The following is a 17,129-nucleotide window of genomic DNA, read 5'->3' as shown; positions in this document are numbered from 1 at the left end:
GCGACGAATCAACCGATCGCGACAGTCACGTGGCGTCCGGTGAACCGCTCTGATGTACGCGAGCGGAAGGGACTCCGGTTCGGACAGATGATCCCAGCTGCCAAGGCAGCCCGCTCGCGCATCGCTCAACGTGCATGACGTCCGAAAGTTCTTGGGGCCCGGCGTCGACAAAATGTATCGATTGCTGTTTGGGAGAGCCGGCTTTTTGGCTTCGCTTATTGAACGAGCTCGACTGTCCGACCGACCGCATTTGCAAAACCAGACATGTCACTGCCGCGATGCAAGTCAATGGTTAGACCGCTCCGCCGTGCCCCTCTCGTCTCACGCCTGAACAGCGCTACCGGAGGGCCGCAAGCGCGAAATCGATGAGGCTGCGGATATGGATCGTCACCGCCTCACGGACCGCGCCTGCATCGCCGGCGATCAGCGCATCCACGATGACGAGATGCTCACGCGAGTCGGGCTTCAAGCGCTCTTTCAGCCGGTCGATCTCGAATAATCGCGTCGTCGCTCGCAACTGCCGAAGGATGCGGGCCATCACCTCGTTCCCCGAGCCGTCGATGAACATATTGTGCAGGTTGTCGTCCGAGCGCCAATGCGCGTCGGTGTGGTAGGTGGTGGCTTCGAGCATCTGCAGCGTTTCCTGCCGCACGGCAGCAAGCCGCACGCCTGGGATGTGGTCGACAGCCAGCGCCGCGGCCTCGGGCTCCAAAATCTCGCGCACCTTGAGGCTCTTCAAATATTCGACGAGGTCCACCCGGCGCACACAATAGGAGCGTCCACCGGTCTTCTCGACCATCCCCTCGCCCTCGAGCCGTTGCAGCGCCTCGCGAAGCGGTGTGCGCGAAACCCCGATGGTCTCCGCCAAGCGCGCCTCCACGATCACGTCGCCGCCGCGCAGGCGCTTGTGGCGGATCATGTCAGAGAGCGCCTCGTAGGCGAGGTTTCCGAGGTTCAACGGGCTCGGTTTAAAGTCGGGCAAACTCATACGAACCAAGGGAAACAGAGAGGTCGGGCGAACATCGGACTTCCTTACGGGCCATCGGCAAATCGGAGCAAGCACAAGACGGAAACTTGCAATCGAGCGCCGCCTCGCTTTCTCAACTTGCCAAACAGTATTCCAATTGTATACCGTTGATGAGTTCAAAATTCGAGGGGATGTTCGATGGTCCGTTTCGCTCGCTTGCTTCTGCCTTTTTTGGCGGCATCCCTGCTCTCGGGAGCGGCCTGGGCCGCCGATTGCACGTCGCCGGTGGCGACCTCCGATCTGATCAAGCCCGGCACCTTGGTGATGTCGACCAATCCGACGCTGCCGCCGCTGCAATATGTCGACAAGACCGGCCAGCTCGTCGGCATGCGGATCGAGCTTGGCAAAGAGATCGCCAAGCGTCTGTGTCTCACGCCCGAATTTGTGAAAATCGAGTTCGACGCGATGGTTCCCGGCCTCAAGGGCGGACGCTGGGACATGATCAACACGGGCATCTTCTTCACGCCCGAGCGCGCCAAGCTGATGCAGATGATCCCTTATGAGATGCAGGCCATCAGCATTTCGGTTCCGCCTACCTCGAAAGCTCCCATCAGCAAACTCGAGGATCTGGAAGGCAAGACGGTCGGCGTGGAGATTGGCGGTTTCGAGGAGGGCAAGGCCAAAGCCATCGACGCCGAATTGAAGCGCACCGGCGGCAAGGGCCTGACGATCCTCACCTTCGACTCCTTCGCGCTGGCCTATCAGGCGCTCCGGGCCGGCCAGGTGGAAGCCGTGGTGTCGATCGATGGCGTCGCCAAGGATTATGCCGATCGTGGCGACTTTAAACGTGCCATTTCGGGCCTCTACCCGACGCCGGTAGCGCTAGCCTTCAAGAGCAAGCCCCTGGCCGATGCCGTGTTGAAGGTGCTGGACGATATGCAGAAGGACGGCAGCTACAAGACGCTGTTCGACCGCTATGGCGTGGTGGCGCCCGCTGGCGCCCTTGCGGTGCAGGGTCCGGCGACCTGAACGAGCCAACCCTGCGATCGGAGATCGGCAACGCATGAACGCCTGGGACTGGTCGGGATTTTTCGAGTATCTCGTCAATCCCTACATCCTCGCCGGAGCGTGGGCGACCTTATGGCTGACAGCCGTTTCCATGGTGTGCGGTCTGGCGCTCGGGTTCGTGCTCGCCATGATGCGCCGCTCTCGCGTGCTTCCCGTGTCGGCGCCGGCTGGCTTCTACGTCTGGCTGTTTCGCGGCACGCCGCTCCTGGTGCAACTGATCGTCATCTATACCGGTCTGCCGCAACTCGGGATCAAGTTCGGCGTGATCCAATCGGCCCTCATCGGTCTGTCGCTCAACGAGGCGGCCTATCTGGCCGAAATCATTCGGGCCGGCATTGGCGCCGTACCACAAGGCCAGGTGCGAGCGGCCCGTGCGCTCGGCATGAAAGAGCGGCAGATCATGCAGCATATCGTGCTGCCGCAGGCGTTCCGCATCATTCTCCCGCCGCTCGGCAATTCAGTGAACGGCTTGCTCAAGACCACGTCGATCACGTCCGTCATTTCGATGGAGGAGCTGTTGCGCCGGACCCAATTGCTGATTCAGGAAAAATTCGAGGTGCTGGAGCTCTTCACGGTTGCGGCGCTCTACTACCTCGTCATGACCACCGCCTGGCAACTCGTGCAGCGCCGGCTCGAGCTATATGCCGGCCGCGCGGACGCGCCGCCGACGGGCGCGGGCGCCTGACCTTCCTGAGATGGGGCGCGGAAACGCCCGGGATCCAAGACGATGAGCAAAACCTTTCGCGGCACCTATACAGTGATGATGACGCCGAACCACGAGGATGGTCGGCTCGATCTCGCGGCGCTCGCCCATTTCGTCGAGTGGCAGATCCGGGAGGGCATCCACGGCCTGATCCCGCTCGGCTCGACAGGCGAATTTCTCTCGTTGACCGAAGACGAGCGCATCGCCGTCGCCGAAACCGTGATCCGCACCGCAGCAGGCCGCGTCCCGACGTTGATCGGCACGGGAGCCGAGGACACCCGCGAAGCGGTGCGCCTGAGCCAGCAAGCCGAGCGCCTCGGCGCCGACGGCGTTATGGTGATCCCACCTTTCTATTCGACGCCGACCGACGATGAGATCGTGCATCACTATGACACCGTCGCCCGTGCGATCGGCATTCCGATCATGATTTATAACAACCCAGCGACCTCGAACGTCGACTTGAAGCCGGGGCTAGTCGCGCGTCTCGCCGCCATCGACAACTGCCGCTACATCAAGGAATCGACGTTGGAGGTGACGCGCGTGCGCGACATTCTGAGACTCTGCGGCGATCGAATGACGGTATTCGGCGGCATTCTCGGTTTTGAATCGTTCGTCGAGGGCGCCGAGGGTTGGGTCGCGGTGGCGTCCAATGTGGCGCCGGGCCCGCTGGCGCGGCTCTTCACGCTCGTGGCTGACGACAACAAGGTGCGCGAAGCCCATGCGCTTTACCTCAAGTGGCTGCCGCTGATCGAGGCCGTCGGCGGACACCGCTACGTCGCAGCCACCAAGGCCTTGCTCAGCCACATGGGCCTGCCGGCCGGTCCGCCGCGCCCCCCGCGCCTGCCGCTCCCGGCAGCCGAGGATGCAGCCCTGAAGGTCATGGTCGAAACTTTCGGTCTTGCCTTTCCCCATGCCGCATAGGCGTGGCGCCATCTGGCGGATGACGCTCGATGGAGCGCCGCTCTTTGCTGTCCCGGGCGAGAGTATCGCTGCGGCGATCTTGGCAAGTGGCGCCATGGCGCACGGCCTCGGCCGGGACGGAACGCCGCGCGGGCCATTTTGCGGGATGGGGGTTTGCCACGATTGTCTGGTGAGCGTGGATGGCCGAGCCGGTCAGCGCGCCTGCCTGACCAAGGCGCGGGACGGCATGCGCCTTGGTGGCCAGCCGCAATTGCCCGACATCCGGTCGGATACGCTGTCGTCTCTCACGGAACCCCCTGAGAGCTTCTCCGAGATCGCCGTCGACATTCTGGTGGTCGGCGCCGGTCCGGCCGGTCTCGCCGCAGCCGAAAGTGCGCGGGCGGCAGGCGCGACGGTTCTGCTCATCGACGAGCGTCCCGCGCCGGGCGGCCAGTACTACAAGCAACCCGCCACGCACCCCGCCAATCCGGTGGATCAGCAGGCTCGCGATGGGGCCGTTTTGATCGCGCGCGTTCGGGCCGCCGGCGTCGATCTCCAATCCGGCGGCATCGTCTGGGGTGGCGAACGCGACGCGTCCGGCGGCCTCGTCATCGGATGCATCGTCGACGCCGTCGCGAGGCGCATTCGGCCACGCCGGTTGATCGTGGCCACAGGAGCCTTTGAAGCGGCCCCGATCCTTCCCGGCTGGACCCTGCCGGGCATCATGACGACCGGCGCACTGCAAACGCTTTTGAGGAGCGACGGCTTCGTTCCCCCCATGCGGATCGCCATCGCCGGCAACGGCCCGTTGAACCTCCAAGTCGCGGCCGAATTGCTCCGTCGGGGCGTGACGCCGGTCGCTGTCATCGAGGCCGCACCGCCGCCTTGGACGCGCCCGCGCGAGGCGGCAGCGCTGCTACGTGCAGGCCCCACGCTCGCCAGCGCCGGCCTGCGCCAGATCGCGGCGCTGCGCCGGGCAGGTCGTCCGGTTTTGTGGAGCAGCCGGGTGATCGAGGCCAGGGGCACAGATCGCGTCAAACAGATCGCGGTGTCGACGCAAGGCGCCCCAGCGCCACGTCTCATCCCGGTGGATCTCGTCGCCATCGGCGAGGGGTTCCGCCCCTCGCACGACTTGCCGCGTCTGCTCGGATGCCGATACGAAGCCGATGGCAGCCATGAACTCAGCCTTGTCCACGATTTCACCGGAACGACATCACAAGCCGATATCCTGGTGGTCGGCGAAGCGGGCCGGTTCGGGGGCGCCGCGATGGCGAGCCAGCAGGGATTGCTGGCGGGTCGGGCCGCAGCGCGACAACTCGGCTTTGCCGTGTCGGCCGACGACCAGCCTGTGATCAAGCGCCTCGCGCGCGCCGCGACCTTCCAGCGCCACCTCTGGGCTCTGTTCGCCGCCGAGCCGCCTGGCCTGTCGCGCGCCACAAGCGAGACGATCGTCTGCCGCTGCGAATCTCTTACGCGTGGCACGCTGGAGCGCGCGATCGTCGACCATGACGTGACCGACCTCGCCACGCTGAAACGCCTCACGCGCGCCGGCATGGGACGCTGCCAGGGCCGTTACTGCGCCGAACATCTCCAGCGGCTCGTCGGCACCCATCCGGACGAACGCGCCGCCTTTGCGCCGCAGATGCCGCTTCGCCCCGTCCCGCTTGCGGCTCTGGCGCTCGAAAAGCCCGAATGGGGCGGCCACACGCGCAACATGCTGCCGGACTGGATTCCCGGCCCCGCGTCGGTCGAGCTCCACGGCGACCTTCACGCCGACGTGGTCGTGATCGGAGCCGGCATCGTGGGCCTTGCGACGGCTCTCTTTCTGGCCCGTGCGGGGCACGACGTGCTGGTGCTCGACCGCGCGGAGCCGAACAGCCTTGCGTCGGGCGGCAATGCCGGCAGCCTGCATGGCCAATTGCTGTCGTTCGACCATGGGGCCCGGGCCGAAGCGGGCGGCGCCCCCGCGGCCCGGACATTGCCGCTGCAGCGCGACTCCATCGCGCTTTGGATGGCGCTCGAACGCGAGCTTGGGGTCGACTTCGAGATCAAGCGCACCGGCGGATTGATGGTGGCGGAGACCGAGCGCGATCTCGCCTTTCTGAACGCCAAGACGCGGGTCGAGCGCCAACACGGCGTCACCTGCGACGTCATCACGGCCGCCGATCTCCGGCGGCTCGAACCCGCACTCGCCGACGATTTTGTGGGGGCTGCCTTCTGTCCGGACGAAGGGAAGATCAATCCTCTGGTCGCCACGCAGGGCATCCTTGCGGCCGCACTCGAGGCGGGCGCTCGGGTGGAGCGCCGCGCGGCCGTCACCCACATTACACGAAACCAGCAAGGGTTTCGGATCGGGACGTCGCGTGGCACCGTCACGGCCCCTCGGATCGTCAACGCGGCTGGGGCATTTGCCTCGACCATCGGGCGAATGCTCGGCTTGAATGTGCCGGTGCATGGGGCGCCCCTGCAGATGGTGGTCACGGAACCGGCCGCGCCCGCCCTCACCTGCCTCGTGGCTCACGCGGACCGCCATCTCACGTTGAAGCAAGCCGCGAACGGCTCGTTCCTGATCGGCGGTGGTTGGACGGCCGGGCTCGACCCCGTGCACGGACATCCTCGCCCTCGGATGGCGAGCCTGGAGGGCAATCTTTGGGTCGCGCAGCGTGTGATGCCAGGCTTGCGTAAGTTGCACGTCCTCCGCTCGTGGGCCGCCATGAATATCAACATCGATGGCGCCCCGATCCTCGGCGAGGACCCGCGCCAGCCCGGTCTCTTTCATGCCGTGACGTCGAACGGCTACACGCTCGGGCCGCTGATGGGTCGTATGACGGCCGACCTCATCAGCCGGGGCGCGACCGACCGCGACATTTCGGGCTTTTCCATCGCACGATTTGAAGGCTAGGTGGCCCATGATCGAGATCCATAATCTCACCAAGCGCTACGGCGCCACGACGGTGCTGAAGGGCTGCTCGACAAATGTCGCCAAAGGCGAGGTCGTGGTCGTGTGCGGCCCCTCGGGCTCGGGCAAATCGACGCTCATCAAATGCGTGAATGCGCTGGAGCCGTTCGACGAAGGCACGATCCTGGTCGACGGCATCTCGGTCGGCGATCCGTCGACGGATCTGCCGGGCTTGAGGACCCGGATCGGCATGGTGTTCCAGAGCTTCGAGCTCTTTCCTCACCTCACGATCATCGACAATCTCACGCTCGCACCCATGAAGGTCCTGGGCCGGAGTTCAGACCTCGCACGACGCAAGGCATTGGCGCTGCTCGATCGCGTCGGCCTGGCCGATCATGCGGCCAAATATCCAGGTCGGCTTTCGGGTGGCCAGCAGCAACGCGTCGCTATCGCACGCGCGCTCGCTATGGACCCGCTGGCCATGCTGTTCGACGAGCCGACGTCCGCTCTCGATCCGGAGATGATCTCCGAGGTGCTCGACGTCATGACTGCGCTTGCGCGCGATGGCATGACCATGATGTGCGTGACGCATGAAATGGGCTTTGCCCGTCGCGTCGCCCACCGCGTCATCTTCATCGACGGCGGCGTCATCGTCGAGGACCGACCCACCGCCGCCTTCTTTGGCGACACGGCGTCGCCGCGTGCCAAGACGTTCCTGAGCCGGATCTTGCATCATTAAACTTGGATGAAAGGCCCCGGCATCTGCGTTAGGCCGAACAAAGAGCCGACACCCGCCCTGTTCAATAATGGCTGCCGCGTACCATTTCCAAGATGAGATTGCGGGCGATCCGTTCGACCGAGAAGTTGCCGCACTCCTTCGATATTTTGCTCAAGCGATAGGTGACGGTCACGATCGCCTGCGGTCCGTATCCCAGGAGAGTATATTGTCCGACCCGGCTTTTGCCGCGATACGTGACCTCGACCGGGAGGCTCATCGAAAATGATGTCGTCTGGCTGCCATCGAACGAACCTCCGAGCGCACGGGAGACTAGAACGCGGGTCAGGCTCACGATCAAACTTATGTTATGCCTCCGAAACGATCGATGCCGTTTGCCGAAACCCGCTTCGCCACACGATGATCGAACTGAGAGCCTTGCTCGAGCCCCACGCGCCGATGTGTTTCAGGTCGCGGCCCGCGTCTTCTCGGTCAGGTGACTCGTTCTCGACGTCATGTTATGGCGCGGTTATGGTGTCGATACACGCTCGCGGCCCGATCCGCATGGCCTTCTTGGAATGCTGGATCCCCTGCGGTTGGTCGTTTGGGCTCGCGTTGGCGTTTCGACTTCCTCCGACGGGATTCGTCGAGCTCTCGACCGTTGTCTGTGATCATCAGAGAGCGATCGCCCGACATGGTTGATCCGTCCCGATCCGAGGAGGAGAGACGGCTTGCTGTGCTCGATTCCTATAACATCCTCGACACCCCCGCCGAAGAGGGGTTCGACGACATCGTACATCTTGCGGCGCAAATTTGCGCGACGCCCGTGGCGCTCGTCAGTCTCGTGGCGAATGACCGGCAGTGGTTCAAGGCGCGGGTCGGCTTCGATCCTCACCAGACACCGATCAACCAGTCCGTCTGCCAACATGCGTTGAAGCAGCCAGGGCTCATGATCATTCCCGATCTCACCCTGGATGATCGAACCTCGACCAACCCCCTCGTGACGGGCGAACCGCATCTCCGCTTCTACGCGGGTGCCCGGCTCGAGACGGCCGAGGGTGTGCCGCTTGGAACCCTCTGCGTCATTGACTCGGTGCCGCGTCCCAATGGGTTGTCGCAGATGCAGGCCTCCGGCCTCAAGGCGCTAGCCAGACAAGTCATGTCCCAGCTTGAATTGCGGCGCTCGATCGCGGCCCTCGAGACGGCGGAGCAGGCCGTGAAAGACGGCAACGCACGCCACCATCAAATTCTCGAAAGCGCCGTCGATTTCGCAATCGTGGCGACCGACCGCGTCGGCCTCGTGACCGAATGGAACTCCGGCGCGACGCGGATTTTTGGGTGGTCTTGTGAGGAGATGAAGGGGCAGCCAGCCGATCTTTTCTTCACACCCGAAGATCGGGCGCGCGATCTCGTCCAGCAAGAGATGAGGCGATCGCTTGAAACGGGCCGCGCGAACGATGAGCGCTGGCATATGAAAAAGGACGGGTCGCGCTTCTGGGCCAATGGCGAAATGATGCCATTGCGGACCGAGGCTGGCCAGCATATCGGGTTCATCAAGATCGTTCGTGACGAGACCCTGCGCCGCGCGGCGGCCGAGAAGCTTCGGCTCAGTGAGGAATTCCTCCAAGGCGTTCTGGCCTCATCGGACGATTGCATCCAGGTGCTCGATCTCGACGGAGCGCTCGTTTTCATGAGCGAGCGTGGTCAAGACGCTATGGATGTGTCGGATTTCGATGCGATCCGTGGCCGGCCCTGGCCCGTCATCTGCCCTTACGATTTGCGCCTGACAGCGGAGAATGCCCTCGCGACCGCACGCACGGGCGGAACCGGACATTACCAGGGACCGACCGCGACGTTCGCCGGGATTGAGAAATGGTGGGACGTTCGGATCACCCCGATACGGGATGCCCATGGCCAGATCGAGAAGCTGCTTGCGGTCTCCCGCGATATCACGGCCTCCAAACAGGCCGAACGGGAACTGCAACAGAGCCAGGAGCGGTTGAACCTGGCACTCGGCGCCTCCGGCATGGTCGGCATTTGGGACTGGGACCTGAAGGCGGACATCATCTATGCGGACGCCAATTTCGCTCACATCTACACGGTCGATCCCGCCTGGGCCGCACGCGGCGCCCCTCTCTCGGAATTCACGCGTAACTTTCATCCGGATGATCTGCCGGCCTTTCAAAACGAACTAGACCGTCTCTTTTCCGGCGCGGATGAATTTTCGAACGAGTATCGCATCTTTCAACCGGATGGTTCGGTCCGATGGGTTTTGGCGCGAGGTCGGATCGTCAGAGACGCCGATGGGACGCCCATTCGCTTTCCGGGCGCATCGGTCGACATCACGGAACGCAAACAAGCCGAAGAGCGCCGGCTCGCAATCCTCGAACTCGGCGATCGCCTCCGGGACATGAGCGATACCGCCGAGATGGCTTTCGCCGCATCCGAGATCATGGGTCGCACGCTCGGCATTGGTCGGGCCGGCTACGGCGCCGTCAATGTCGCAGGCGAAGTCATCACTATTTTTCGCGATTGGGCCAAGCCCAACGTCGCGAGTGTCGCCGGAACGCACTCGTTTCGAACTTTCGGATCCTTCGTCGACGATCTCAAACGAGGGTCAACGGTCGTCATCGACAATACGAACGAGGACGATCGAACATCGGGAAGGACGGCAGCTTTCGAGAGCATAGAGGTCCGTGCGTTCATCAATCTGCCGGTGATCGAACATGGCAAGTTCGTGGCCATGTTCTTTCTCCACGATACGCAGCCTCGGCACTGGACCGAAGAGCAATTGGCCTTCGCGCGGAACGTCGCCGACCGCACCCGTGCCGCGATCGAGCGACGGCGCGTCGAAGACCAACTGCGCGATCTCAATATCGATCTTGAGCAACGCGTTGCCGAACGGACTCGAGAGCGCGATCGCGTGTGGCGGAACTCCCAAGATCTTCTGATCATCGTCGATGCGGAGGGGCAGTTTCGAGCCGTCAATCCTGCCGCTGAGACGATCCTCGGTTGGACCCCAGACGAGATGCTGGGGCTATCGGTTTTCGATTTCATCCATCCGGACGACCTCGGCGATGCTAGCGAGGTGTTGGAACGCGCCAATCGCGAGGGTCTTCGGGCCTACATCAATCGCTTTCGTCGGAAGGACGGCGGCTACCGTTGGATGTCCTGGGTGGCGGCTCCGGAGGATGGCCTCGTCTATGCCTATGGGCGTGACATCACGGCCGAGAAGCTCCAAGCGGAAGCGCTGAACCTTGCCGAGGAACAGCTTCGCCAATCCCAAAAGATGGAGGCGGTCGGTCAATTGACCGGCGGCGTGGCGCATGATTTTAACAACTTGCTGACCGTCATCCGATCGTCGATCGATCTTCTGAAACGGCCGAACCTCTCGGACGAAAGACGCCAGCGCTACATCGACGCTATTTCGGATACGACCGGGCGAGCCGCCAAACTCACGGGGCAATTGCTTGCCTTTGCTCGCCGTCAGGCGCTCAAACCCGAAGTGTTCGACGTGGTTCAGAGCGTCGGCGCGATCAGCGACATGGTCAAAACCCTCACGGGGTCCCGTGTCCGCGTCGAGACGATCGTGCATGACGAACCCTGCTTCGTGGATGCGGATCCCAGCCAGTTCGAAACCGCGCTCGTCAATTTGGCCGTCAACGCCCGCGACGCGATGGATGGTGAGGGGAAACTCACCATTTGGGTGCATCCGACGTCCGTTCTGCCGGCCTTGAGAGCCCACCCGGCGGTACTCGGCGATTTCGTCGCGATGTCGATGACCGATAGCGGTTCCGGCATCGCGCCCGAAGACCTGGATCGGATCTTCGAGCCTTTCTTTACGACTAAGGGCGTCGGGAAGGGCACCGGGCTCGGCCTGTCCCAGGTGTTCGGCTTCGTCAAACAGTCGGGCGGGGAGGTCGGCGTCGAAAGCATCCTGGGTGAGGGCACGACCTTCACGCTTTATCTGCCGAGGGCCGTCGGCGATACGATGGCGGACGAGAGCCGAAATGGAGCGACCATGACGGTCGATGGGGATGGCATCAGCGTGCTCCTCGTCGAGGATAACGTCGATGTCGGATCCTTCGCGACGCAGACGCTCGAGGAACTCGGCTATGCCTCGGTTCTGGCGATTGATGCCAAATCTGCTCTGGCCGAACTGGCACTCGACTCGAGTCGCTTCGACGTGGTTTTTTCCGACGTGGTCATGCCCGGTATGAACGGCGTCGATCTCGCCCAGGAGATCCGCCGCCGCCATGCCGATCTTCCGGTTGTGCTCACCTCCGGTTACAGCCACGTTCTGGCGCAGAGCGGCACGCACGGCTTCGAGTTGCTGCATAAGCCGTATTCGATCGAGCAGCTGTCGCATGTGCTGACGAAAGCGGCCCGCATGCGGCGATTGAAGCGTGCGCCGTCGGTCGCGGCAGAGTCCCGTTAAGGTCAACACAATGCGATCAGCGTCGCGGGTCTAACCCGAGTCCACCACGGCTTCGACCTAGCGGCAAAACGACAACACGAAGCATAAATCGGTTGTTCTGTTCTGAAGACCGCGTCCAGCAGCGAAACATTAAGTCTGAATGAGGCTTATGTCTTTGCGTCATGCCGATTGAGCAATTGAGACGCCCTGCAAGGAACGGATGCCGATGAATGTCTTTAAAGCACTCTTGATTGTTGCAGTGACCGGCTCTTCCGTCGCACCCGCTTTTGCGTTCACCAAGGGTCCGACGCTGCGAGACCGGCAGCAGGCAGCCTGCTACGACGACGCCCAGAGGCTCTGCGGGGAGTTCGTTCCGGACGTCAATAAGGTGACGACCTGCATGAAAGCCAAGAAGGCAGAAGTCAGCCCGAAATGCGCGGCCGCCTATAAGCTGAAGCGATAAGAAGCGGCGCCCTTTTTGTGACGTCGTCCTTCGCGGTCGACGTGTCTAAGGCAATCGAGGATCGAGCCGCTTTGCGTCTCGATCCAACCGGCCGTCGCGTGACATTCGAGGCTGTGCCGAAACATCTCGGCTCGCCCACTTTCAAATCTCTCTCGTCGAGGGTTGTGTCTCAGCCTCCGCGTGCCTCGATCAACGGCTCGGCAGATTGGCGACGATAAAAGATGCGTCGCCCGCTCAGGAGCCGTCCCAAGGCAATGGCGCCAACCGCGCGTCCGATCGCATGCAGATCTCGATAAAGAGCAACACGAGCAGCACGACAACCACGTATTGAAGCACGAGGGTCATCACCGAGAGGCGTGAATGTCTCTTTGCTTTCATCGCGGATCCCGCCAGCCTCTTCGACCCTTGTGCCGACCGTGCCCTGCGTCGAGCGTGATAAGCGGACCATGTCGGCCTCTGGCGAGATGGTCGGCACCATAATCTCAGCTTGTTGTTACGGCACAAGCATATTGTTCTACCGCGTGTTCTGTGTCAGTCGCAGCGCGCAGATCAATCGCCCCCTAGACAGTCGTATCGGGCGAGACTCTCGTCGCGATATGCTCGTGCTGCCCGGTGCAGCAATGCCCCACTGATCGATCCACGCCCGAATATCCGGCGGATCGGCCGTCGGTCGATAAGGGCGTGGCTTGCAATCGAGGATGGCTTGTCCCGGTGCAGGAACGTCTCATGACGCGGAACGTTCACCTCACGTCGGTGATCAGGGAGTTTGGATGTGGGAGTTTGGGCAAGCGCGGGCCGCTCGGCCGTGGTTTCAGGAGCGCTCGGAAGTCTGACCTCAACCGTCGCTCTCATGGTTGCGGCAAAGATCGAAAACCGCGGATTGCTGCAACCGACCAACTCGACCAGCCATTGGCTGAACGGCGAACAGGCCAGCCTGGTCACAAAAGGCGATCTGGCCCATACCGGCGTCGGCCTTGCGACCCATCTCGCGGCCACCATCTTCTGGGCTGTCCCGCTGCAACTCTGGGTCGGATCGCGTCGGCCAGTCCCTCCGATCGAGGCGTTCGGTAAAGCTCTTGCGATATCGGCCGTCGCGGTAGTTGTCGATTATGGTGCGACCCCAAAACAGCTTACGCCGGGGTGGGAAATGGTGCTGTCCAAACGGTCGATGGCGGCCGTCTATGTCGCGATGGCGGCGGGTCTCGCGATTGGGGCAATCAGGCTGGGAAAGCCTGTGTCCTCCCATCAGCGTCACATCGGCTAAAAGCGTGAGCCGACCGAACCCTCCGGGTACGAAGGGTCGTTCATACTTTTAGACGATGATATCGAGAGTTTGGAGTTGCTTATGATCTGTCGTTTGGTGGCCTTGTCGACGCTCGCGATGTTGGCAGGATGTGCCGAAGCGCCGCCGCAGATGTCTAGTGTGCAATTACCCGGATATTCTGGTTCCCCAGCGGATCGGCCGTACACCGGCTCGAATGGAGCGGGCTTTATCGGTCACGCGCCTCGGTCAGCAAAGTCCACCGCGCGGGCCCGACGTCGGCCAGTTCATCAAGTCGCGTCGACCGCTTCGACAAGTCCTGCTCGGGAGTTGTCAACCGTATCTGGCGGCGCGGCAGCCGACATTGTGCCGAGTGGATCATTCGTCCGCCCGTGACGACCGAGGCCGAGTTGACGCAGCTTAGATCTGCGTCAGAACAAACACTTGTGTAGCAATGCTATGCTGCCAACCGAAAAGGGGCCCGACCTTTAAGAGCTGGCCTGGCCCCTGCGGCGATGAAGAGCCTCAGCTCTTCTTCGACGTTTCACCTTGGGTCGTGCTTTCCGTCCCGAAAGCCTCCTTCACCTCGTCTTCCGAGATGCGCGCCTTCGGGTTGCCCGTCTGGTTGAGGTTCTGCTCCTCGGTGCCGTCACCCATCATACCGGGATGCGGCTCGGTGGGAGCGGGCTTCTGACGGTCGTCTTTTTCATGAGCCATGGACGTGACCTTTGCGCGAGGGAGGGCCGGCCGCAGCGCAACAATGCTGACGCAAGGCCGGAGCTAACCCATGGCAACCGCCGAAATCCAGGGAGGGTTCCGGCGAAGCCATGCTGTTGATGCACGGAAACACGCCTGTGTTGTTGCAAAATGTCGCCGCCACCGTCACACAGCGGATGCACGGCTGCTGCTTGGCTGTGGGCTGGCGCGCCGTTCATCCTGGCGGCGAGGCCGGCCAGCCGAACGAGGAACGAACGACATGCGGACTGCGTCACGATCGAGCTGGGTGGTCCTGCTGACCGGGATCGTGTTCATCGTGCTGGGTCTGGCGCTCGGAGGCGGCGGCGCGTGGCTCGTGGCGCTCGGCGGTTCCTTCTTCTACCTCGTCGCGGGCCTCGGCATTATCGCGACCGGTATCCTCCTGCTGCTCCGGCGACAATCCGCATTATGGCTTTATGCGGCGGTGCTGATCGGCACCCTGCTCTGGGCCGTCAGCGAGGTCGGCTTCGATTTTTGGCCGCTCGCAGCGCGCGGCGACATCATCTATCCACTTGGCCTGTGGCTACTCACGCCCTGGATCACCCGCAACCTCGATCGCGACAAGAGGCTCGCCGGCATCGCCCCGATGCTGCCGCTCTGGGCCGGCGTCGCGGCCGGTGCGGTCGTGCTGATCACTGGTCTTGTTTCGACCTATCACGAGATCGACGGAACCATCGTGAGCGCGTCGTCCAAGCCGCCGGCCGATCCCGAGCCGCAGCCGGACGAGGATTGGCGGGCCTATGGCCGAAGCCAGTTCGGTCAGCGCTATTCGCCGCTCGCGCAGATCACCCCGGCCAACGTCAAGAACCTCAAGGTGGCCTGGACATTCCGGACCGGCGATCTGCCGGGTAAGAACGACCCGACCGAGACGACCTTCGAGGTGACGCCTCTCAAGGTCCGCGACACCGTCTATCTCTGCTCGCAGCACCAGCGGCTGTTCGCGCTCGACGCGGCGACAGGCAAATTGCGCTGGTCCTATGATCCGATGGTCAAAGACAATCCGACCTTTCAGCATCTGACCTGCCGTGGCGTGTCGTATCACGAGACGGAGCCGGGCGCGACGAATGCTGACGGCTCGCCCGCGCCAGCCGATTGCCCGCGAACCATCTTCTTGCCCGTCAACGATGGGCGGATGATCGCGCTCGACGCGGACACCGGCAAATTATGCGACAGCTTCGGGGACCATGGCACACTGGGATTGCAGCAGGGCATGGGCGAACACACGCTCGGCTTCTATGAACCAACCTCGCCGCCCGTCGTCAGTGACAAGATCTTGGTCGTGTCCGGCGCCGTGATCGACAATTATTCGACGCATGTTCCCTCGGGTGTCGTGCGCGGTTTCGACATCCATACCGGCAAGCTCGTCTGGGCCTGGGACTCAGGCAATCTGAACGAAAACGAAATGCCATCCGAGACCCACAGCTACACGATCGGGTCGCCGAATTCGTGGATGACGGCCTCGTATGACGCCACTCTCGGCTTCGTCTTTCTCCCCATGGGAGTGCAAGCCGGAGACATCTGGGGCGGCAATCGCTCCCCCGCGCAAGAGCGCTACTCAAGCGCACTCGTGGCTCTCGATATCAACACCGGCAAACTGGCGTGGTCCTACCAGACCGTGCATCACGACCTGTGGGATATGGACCTCCCCTCGCAGCCGACCCTGGTCGATGTGCCAACCGCCAACGGCGTCGTGCCCGCAATTTTGCAGCCGGCCAAGACCGGCAATCTCTTCGTGCTCGACCGTCGCACCGGTGAGCCGATCGTGCCGGCGCCCGAACGTCCCGTGCCGCAAGGCGCCGCGCCGGGCGATCGGTCGTCACCAACACAACCCTTCAGTGAACTGACGTTCCGGCCGGAAGAGAAGCTGACCGGAGCCGACATGTGGGGCGCCACGATCTTCGATCAGCTCGCTTGCCGCATCTTGTTCCACCAGCTTCGCTACGAAGGCACGTTCACGCCGCCTTCGCTGCAGGGCACGCTCGTGTTCCCCGGCAATCTTGGGATGTTCGAGTGGGGCGGCATCGCGGTCGACCCGGTCCGGCAAATCGCGATCGCCAATCCGATGTCGGTGCCATTCGTGTCGACGCTGATCCCACGCGGCGCCGATAATCCGGCCAAGCCCAACGCCTCGCTGCCGCCTGGTTCGGAAAATGGCGTGCAACCCATGTTCGGCACGCCCTATGGCGTCGATCTGCACGCGTTTTTGTCGCCGATCGGCATTCCCTGTCTTCGGCCGCCGTGGGGCTATATGGCCGGCATCGATCTCCAGACCAAGAAGGTGATCTGGATGCATCGGAACGGCACGATCCAGGATAGCTCGCCCATACCGGTGCCGATCAAACTCGGCGTTCCGACCCTCGGCGGCCCGCTCGCCACTGCGGGTGGCGTGACCTTCCTGACCTCGACGCTCGATTATTACATCCGTGCCTACGACGTCACCAACGGCACGCAATTGTGGGAAGATCGCTTGCCGGCCGGCGGCCAATCGACACCGATGACCTATGCGAGTGGCGGCAAGCAATTCGTGATCACGGCGGCCGGCGGCCATGGCTCGTTTGGTACGAAAATCGGCGATTACGTGATCGCCTATGCGCTCCAGCCCTGAGTTAGGGGCAGCGCGAGATGGCTTGGCAGCGTCGCCGAGCCATCCTGCTGGTCTGTCACCCCCTTAGACAGGCGCATCGGATGCGTGGTCGCACCCTCACAGCACCTCGTAGGGATGCGAATAGCGAGGGGTAGACAGATAAGTCGATCCGTCTTCTCGCTTGGTCGGCTTTACTTTGATGCGGAAGCGCGTCCCGACATCGTGGAGCGCCGCATCGGAGAGCCGGTTGCTGCAGCGCACGTCCATGGTGACCGGGAAGGGCTGCCCCTGCACGGGCCGGATCAGCACGATCGGCTCGGCCCCCTCCGCGACATCCGGCCTGTAACTTTCGACGATGATGCTGACCATCGGCGCCTCATTGTGGTTCACGTCGTC

At 62.9% G+C, this 17,129-nt stretch carries 13 protein-coding genes; 9 read left to right on the top strand and 4 right to left on the bottom strand.

Annotation, left to right across the window (positions count from 1 at the left end; translation table 11 throughout):
- Positions 1-337: 337 nt before the first annotated feature.
- Positions 338-919 (bottom strand): GntR family transcriptional regulator, encoded by a 582-nt coding sequence (locus tag EY713_RS13130; RefSeq protein ID WP_245573009.1) that lies wholly within the window; start codon positions 917-919, stop codon positions 338-340.
- A 246-nt stretch (positions 920-1,165) separates the two neighbouring features.
- Here EY713_RS13130 and EY713_RS13125 point away from each other — a divergent pair, with 246 nt between their 5' ends.
- From EY713_RS13125 to EY713_RS13105, 5 genes are read left to right on the top strand one after another with little or no spacing between them, the layout of a single operon-like run.
- Positions 1,166-1,996, top strand: a complete 831-nt coding sequence (locus EY713_RS13125) for an ABC transporter substrate-binding protein (protein ID WP_131115499.1) — start codon at positions 1,166-1,168, stop codon at positions 1,994-1,996.
- Between the two features lie 34 nt (positions 1,997-2,030).
- A complete protein-coding gene (locus EY713_RS13120; protein WP_131115497.1) occupies positions 2,031-2,720 on the top strand; it encodes an amino acid ABC transporter permease in 690 nt (229 codons plus the stop codon).
- Between the two features lie 42 nt (positions 2,721-2,762).
- Complete coding sequence (locus tag EY713_RS13115; protein ID WP_131115495.1) at positions 2,763-3,659, top strand: dihydrodipicolinate synthase family protein; 897 nt, start codon at positions 2,763-2,765, stop codon at positions 3,657-3,659.
- Entirely contained in the window at positions 3,649-6,540 is a 2,892-nt protein-coding gene (locus EY713_RS13110) for an FAD-dependent oxidoreductase (protein WP_131115494.1), read from the top strand. Before EY713_RS13115 ends, EY713_RS13110 begins: the two co-directional genes overlap by 11 nt.
- Positions 6,541-6,547: 7 nt before the next feature.
- Positions 6,548-7,276, top strand: coding sequence for an amino acid ABC transporter ATP-binding protein (locus EY713_RS13105; RefSeq protein WP_131115492.1), 729 nt, complete (start codon positions 6,548-6,550; stop codon positions 7,274-7,276).
- A 61-nt stretch (positions 7,277-7,337) separates the two neighbouring features.
- On the opposite strand, the gene EY713_RS13100 is transcribed toward EY713_RS13105, so the two are convergent.
- The gene (locus tag EY713_RS13100) at positions 7,338-7,532 is read right to left on the bottom strand and encodes a hypothetical protein (RefSeq protein ID WP_131115490.1); all 195 of its coding nucleotides are present in this window, start codon (positions 7,530-7,532) and stop codon (positions 7,338-7,340) included.
- Positions 7,533-7,946: 414 nt separating this feature from the next.
- Here EY713_RS13100 and EY713_RS13095 point away from each other — a divergent pair, with 414 nt between their 5' ends.
- The 3 genes from EY713_RS13095 to EY713_RS13085 all read left to right on the top strand — a co-directional run bounded on the left by EY713_RS13095 (position 7,947) and on the right by EY713_RS13085 (position 13,396).
- Positions 7,947-11,690, top strand: a complete 3,744-nt coding sequence (locus EY713_RS13095; protein WP_165491123.1) for a PAS domain S-box protein — start codon at positions 7,947-7,949, stop codon at positions 11,688-11,690.
- Between the two features lie 205 nt (positions 11,691-11,895).
- On the top strand, positions 11,896-12,132 hold the full coding sequence (locus EY713_RS13090; RefSeq protein WP_131115486.1) for a hypothetical protein: 237 nt from the start codon (positions 11,896-11,898) through the stop codon (positions 12,130-12,132).
- A gap of 772 nt (positions 12,133-12,904) precedes the next feature.
- On the top strand, positions 12,905-13,396 hold the full coding sequence (locus tag EY713_RS13085; protein WP_131115484.1) for a hypothetical protein: 492 nt from the start codon (positions 12,905-12,907) through the stop codon (positions 13,394-13,396).
- Between the two features lie 522 nt (positions 13,397-13,918).
- On the opposite strand, the gene EY713_RS13080 is transcribed toward EY713_RS13085, so the two are convergent.
- The gene (locus EY713_RS13080) at positions 13,919-14,110 is read right to left on the bottom strand and encodes a hypothetical protein (RefSeq protein WP_131115482.1); all 192 of its coding nucleotides are present in this window, start codon (positions 14,108-14,110) and stop codon (positions 13,919-13,921) included.
- Positions 14,111-14,369: 259 nt separating this feature from the next.
- Between EY713_RS13080 and EY713_RS13075 the strand changes: the two genes are divergently transcribed.
- Positions 14,370-16,754, top strand: a complete 2,385-nt coding sequence (locus EY713_RS13075; protein ID WP_131115480.1) for a glucose/quinate/shikimate family membrane-bound PQQ-dependent dehydrogenase — start codon at positions 14,370-14,372, stop codon at positions 16,752-16,754.
- A 96-nt stretch (positions 16,755-16,850) separates the two neighbouring features.
- Here the strand turns inward: EY713_RS13075 and EY713_RS13070 are convergent, their stop codons facing one another.
- Entirely contained in the window at positions 16,851-17,123 is a 273-nt protein-coding gene (locus EY713_RS13070; RefSeq protein WP_131115477.1) for a hypothetical protein, read from the bottom strand.
- Positions 17,124-17,129 lie beyond the last annotated feature (6 nt).

The organism is Lichenihabitans psoromatis, assembly GCF_004323635.1.
GTDB classification, from domain to species: Bacteria; Pseudomonadota; Alphaproteobacteria; order Rhizobiales; family Beijerinckiaceae; genus Lichenihabitans; species Lichenihabitans psoromatis.
The sequence above is the reverse complement of the archived record's forward strand: the minus strand, read 5'-3'. Positions and strand labels throughout refer to the sequence as shown.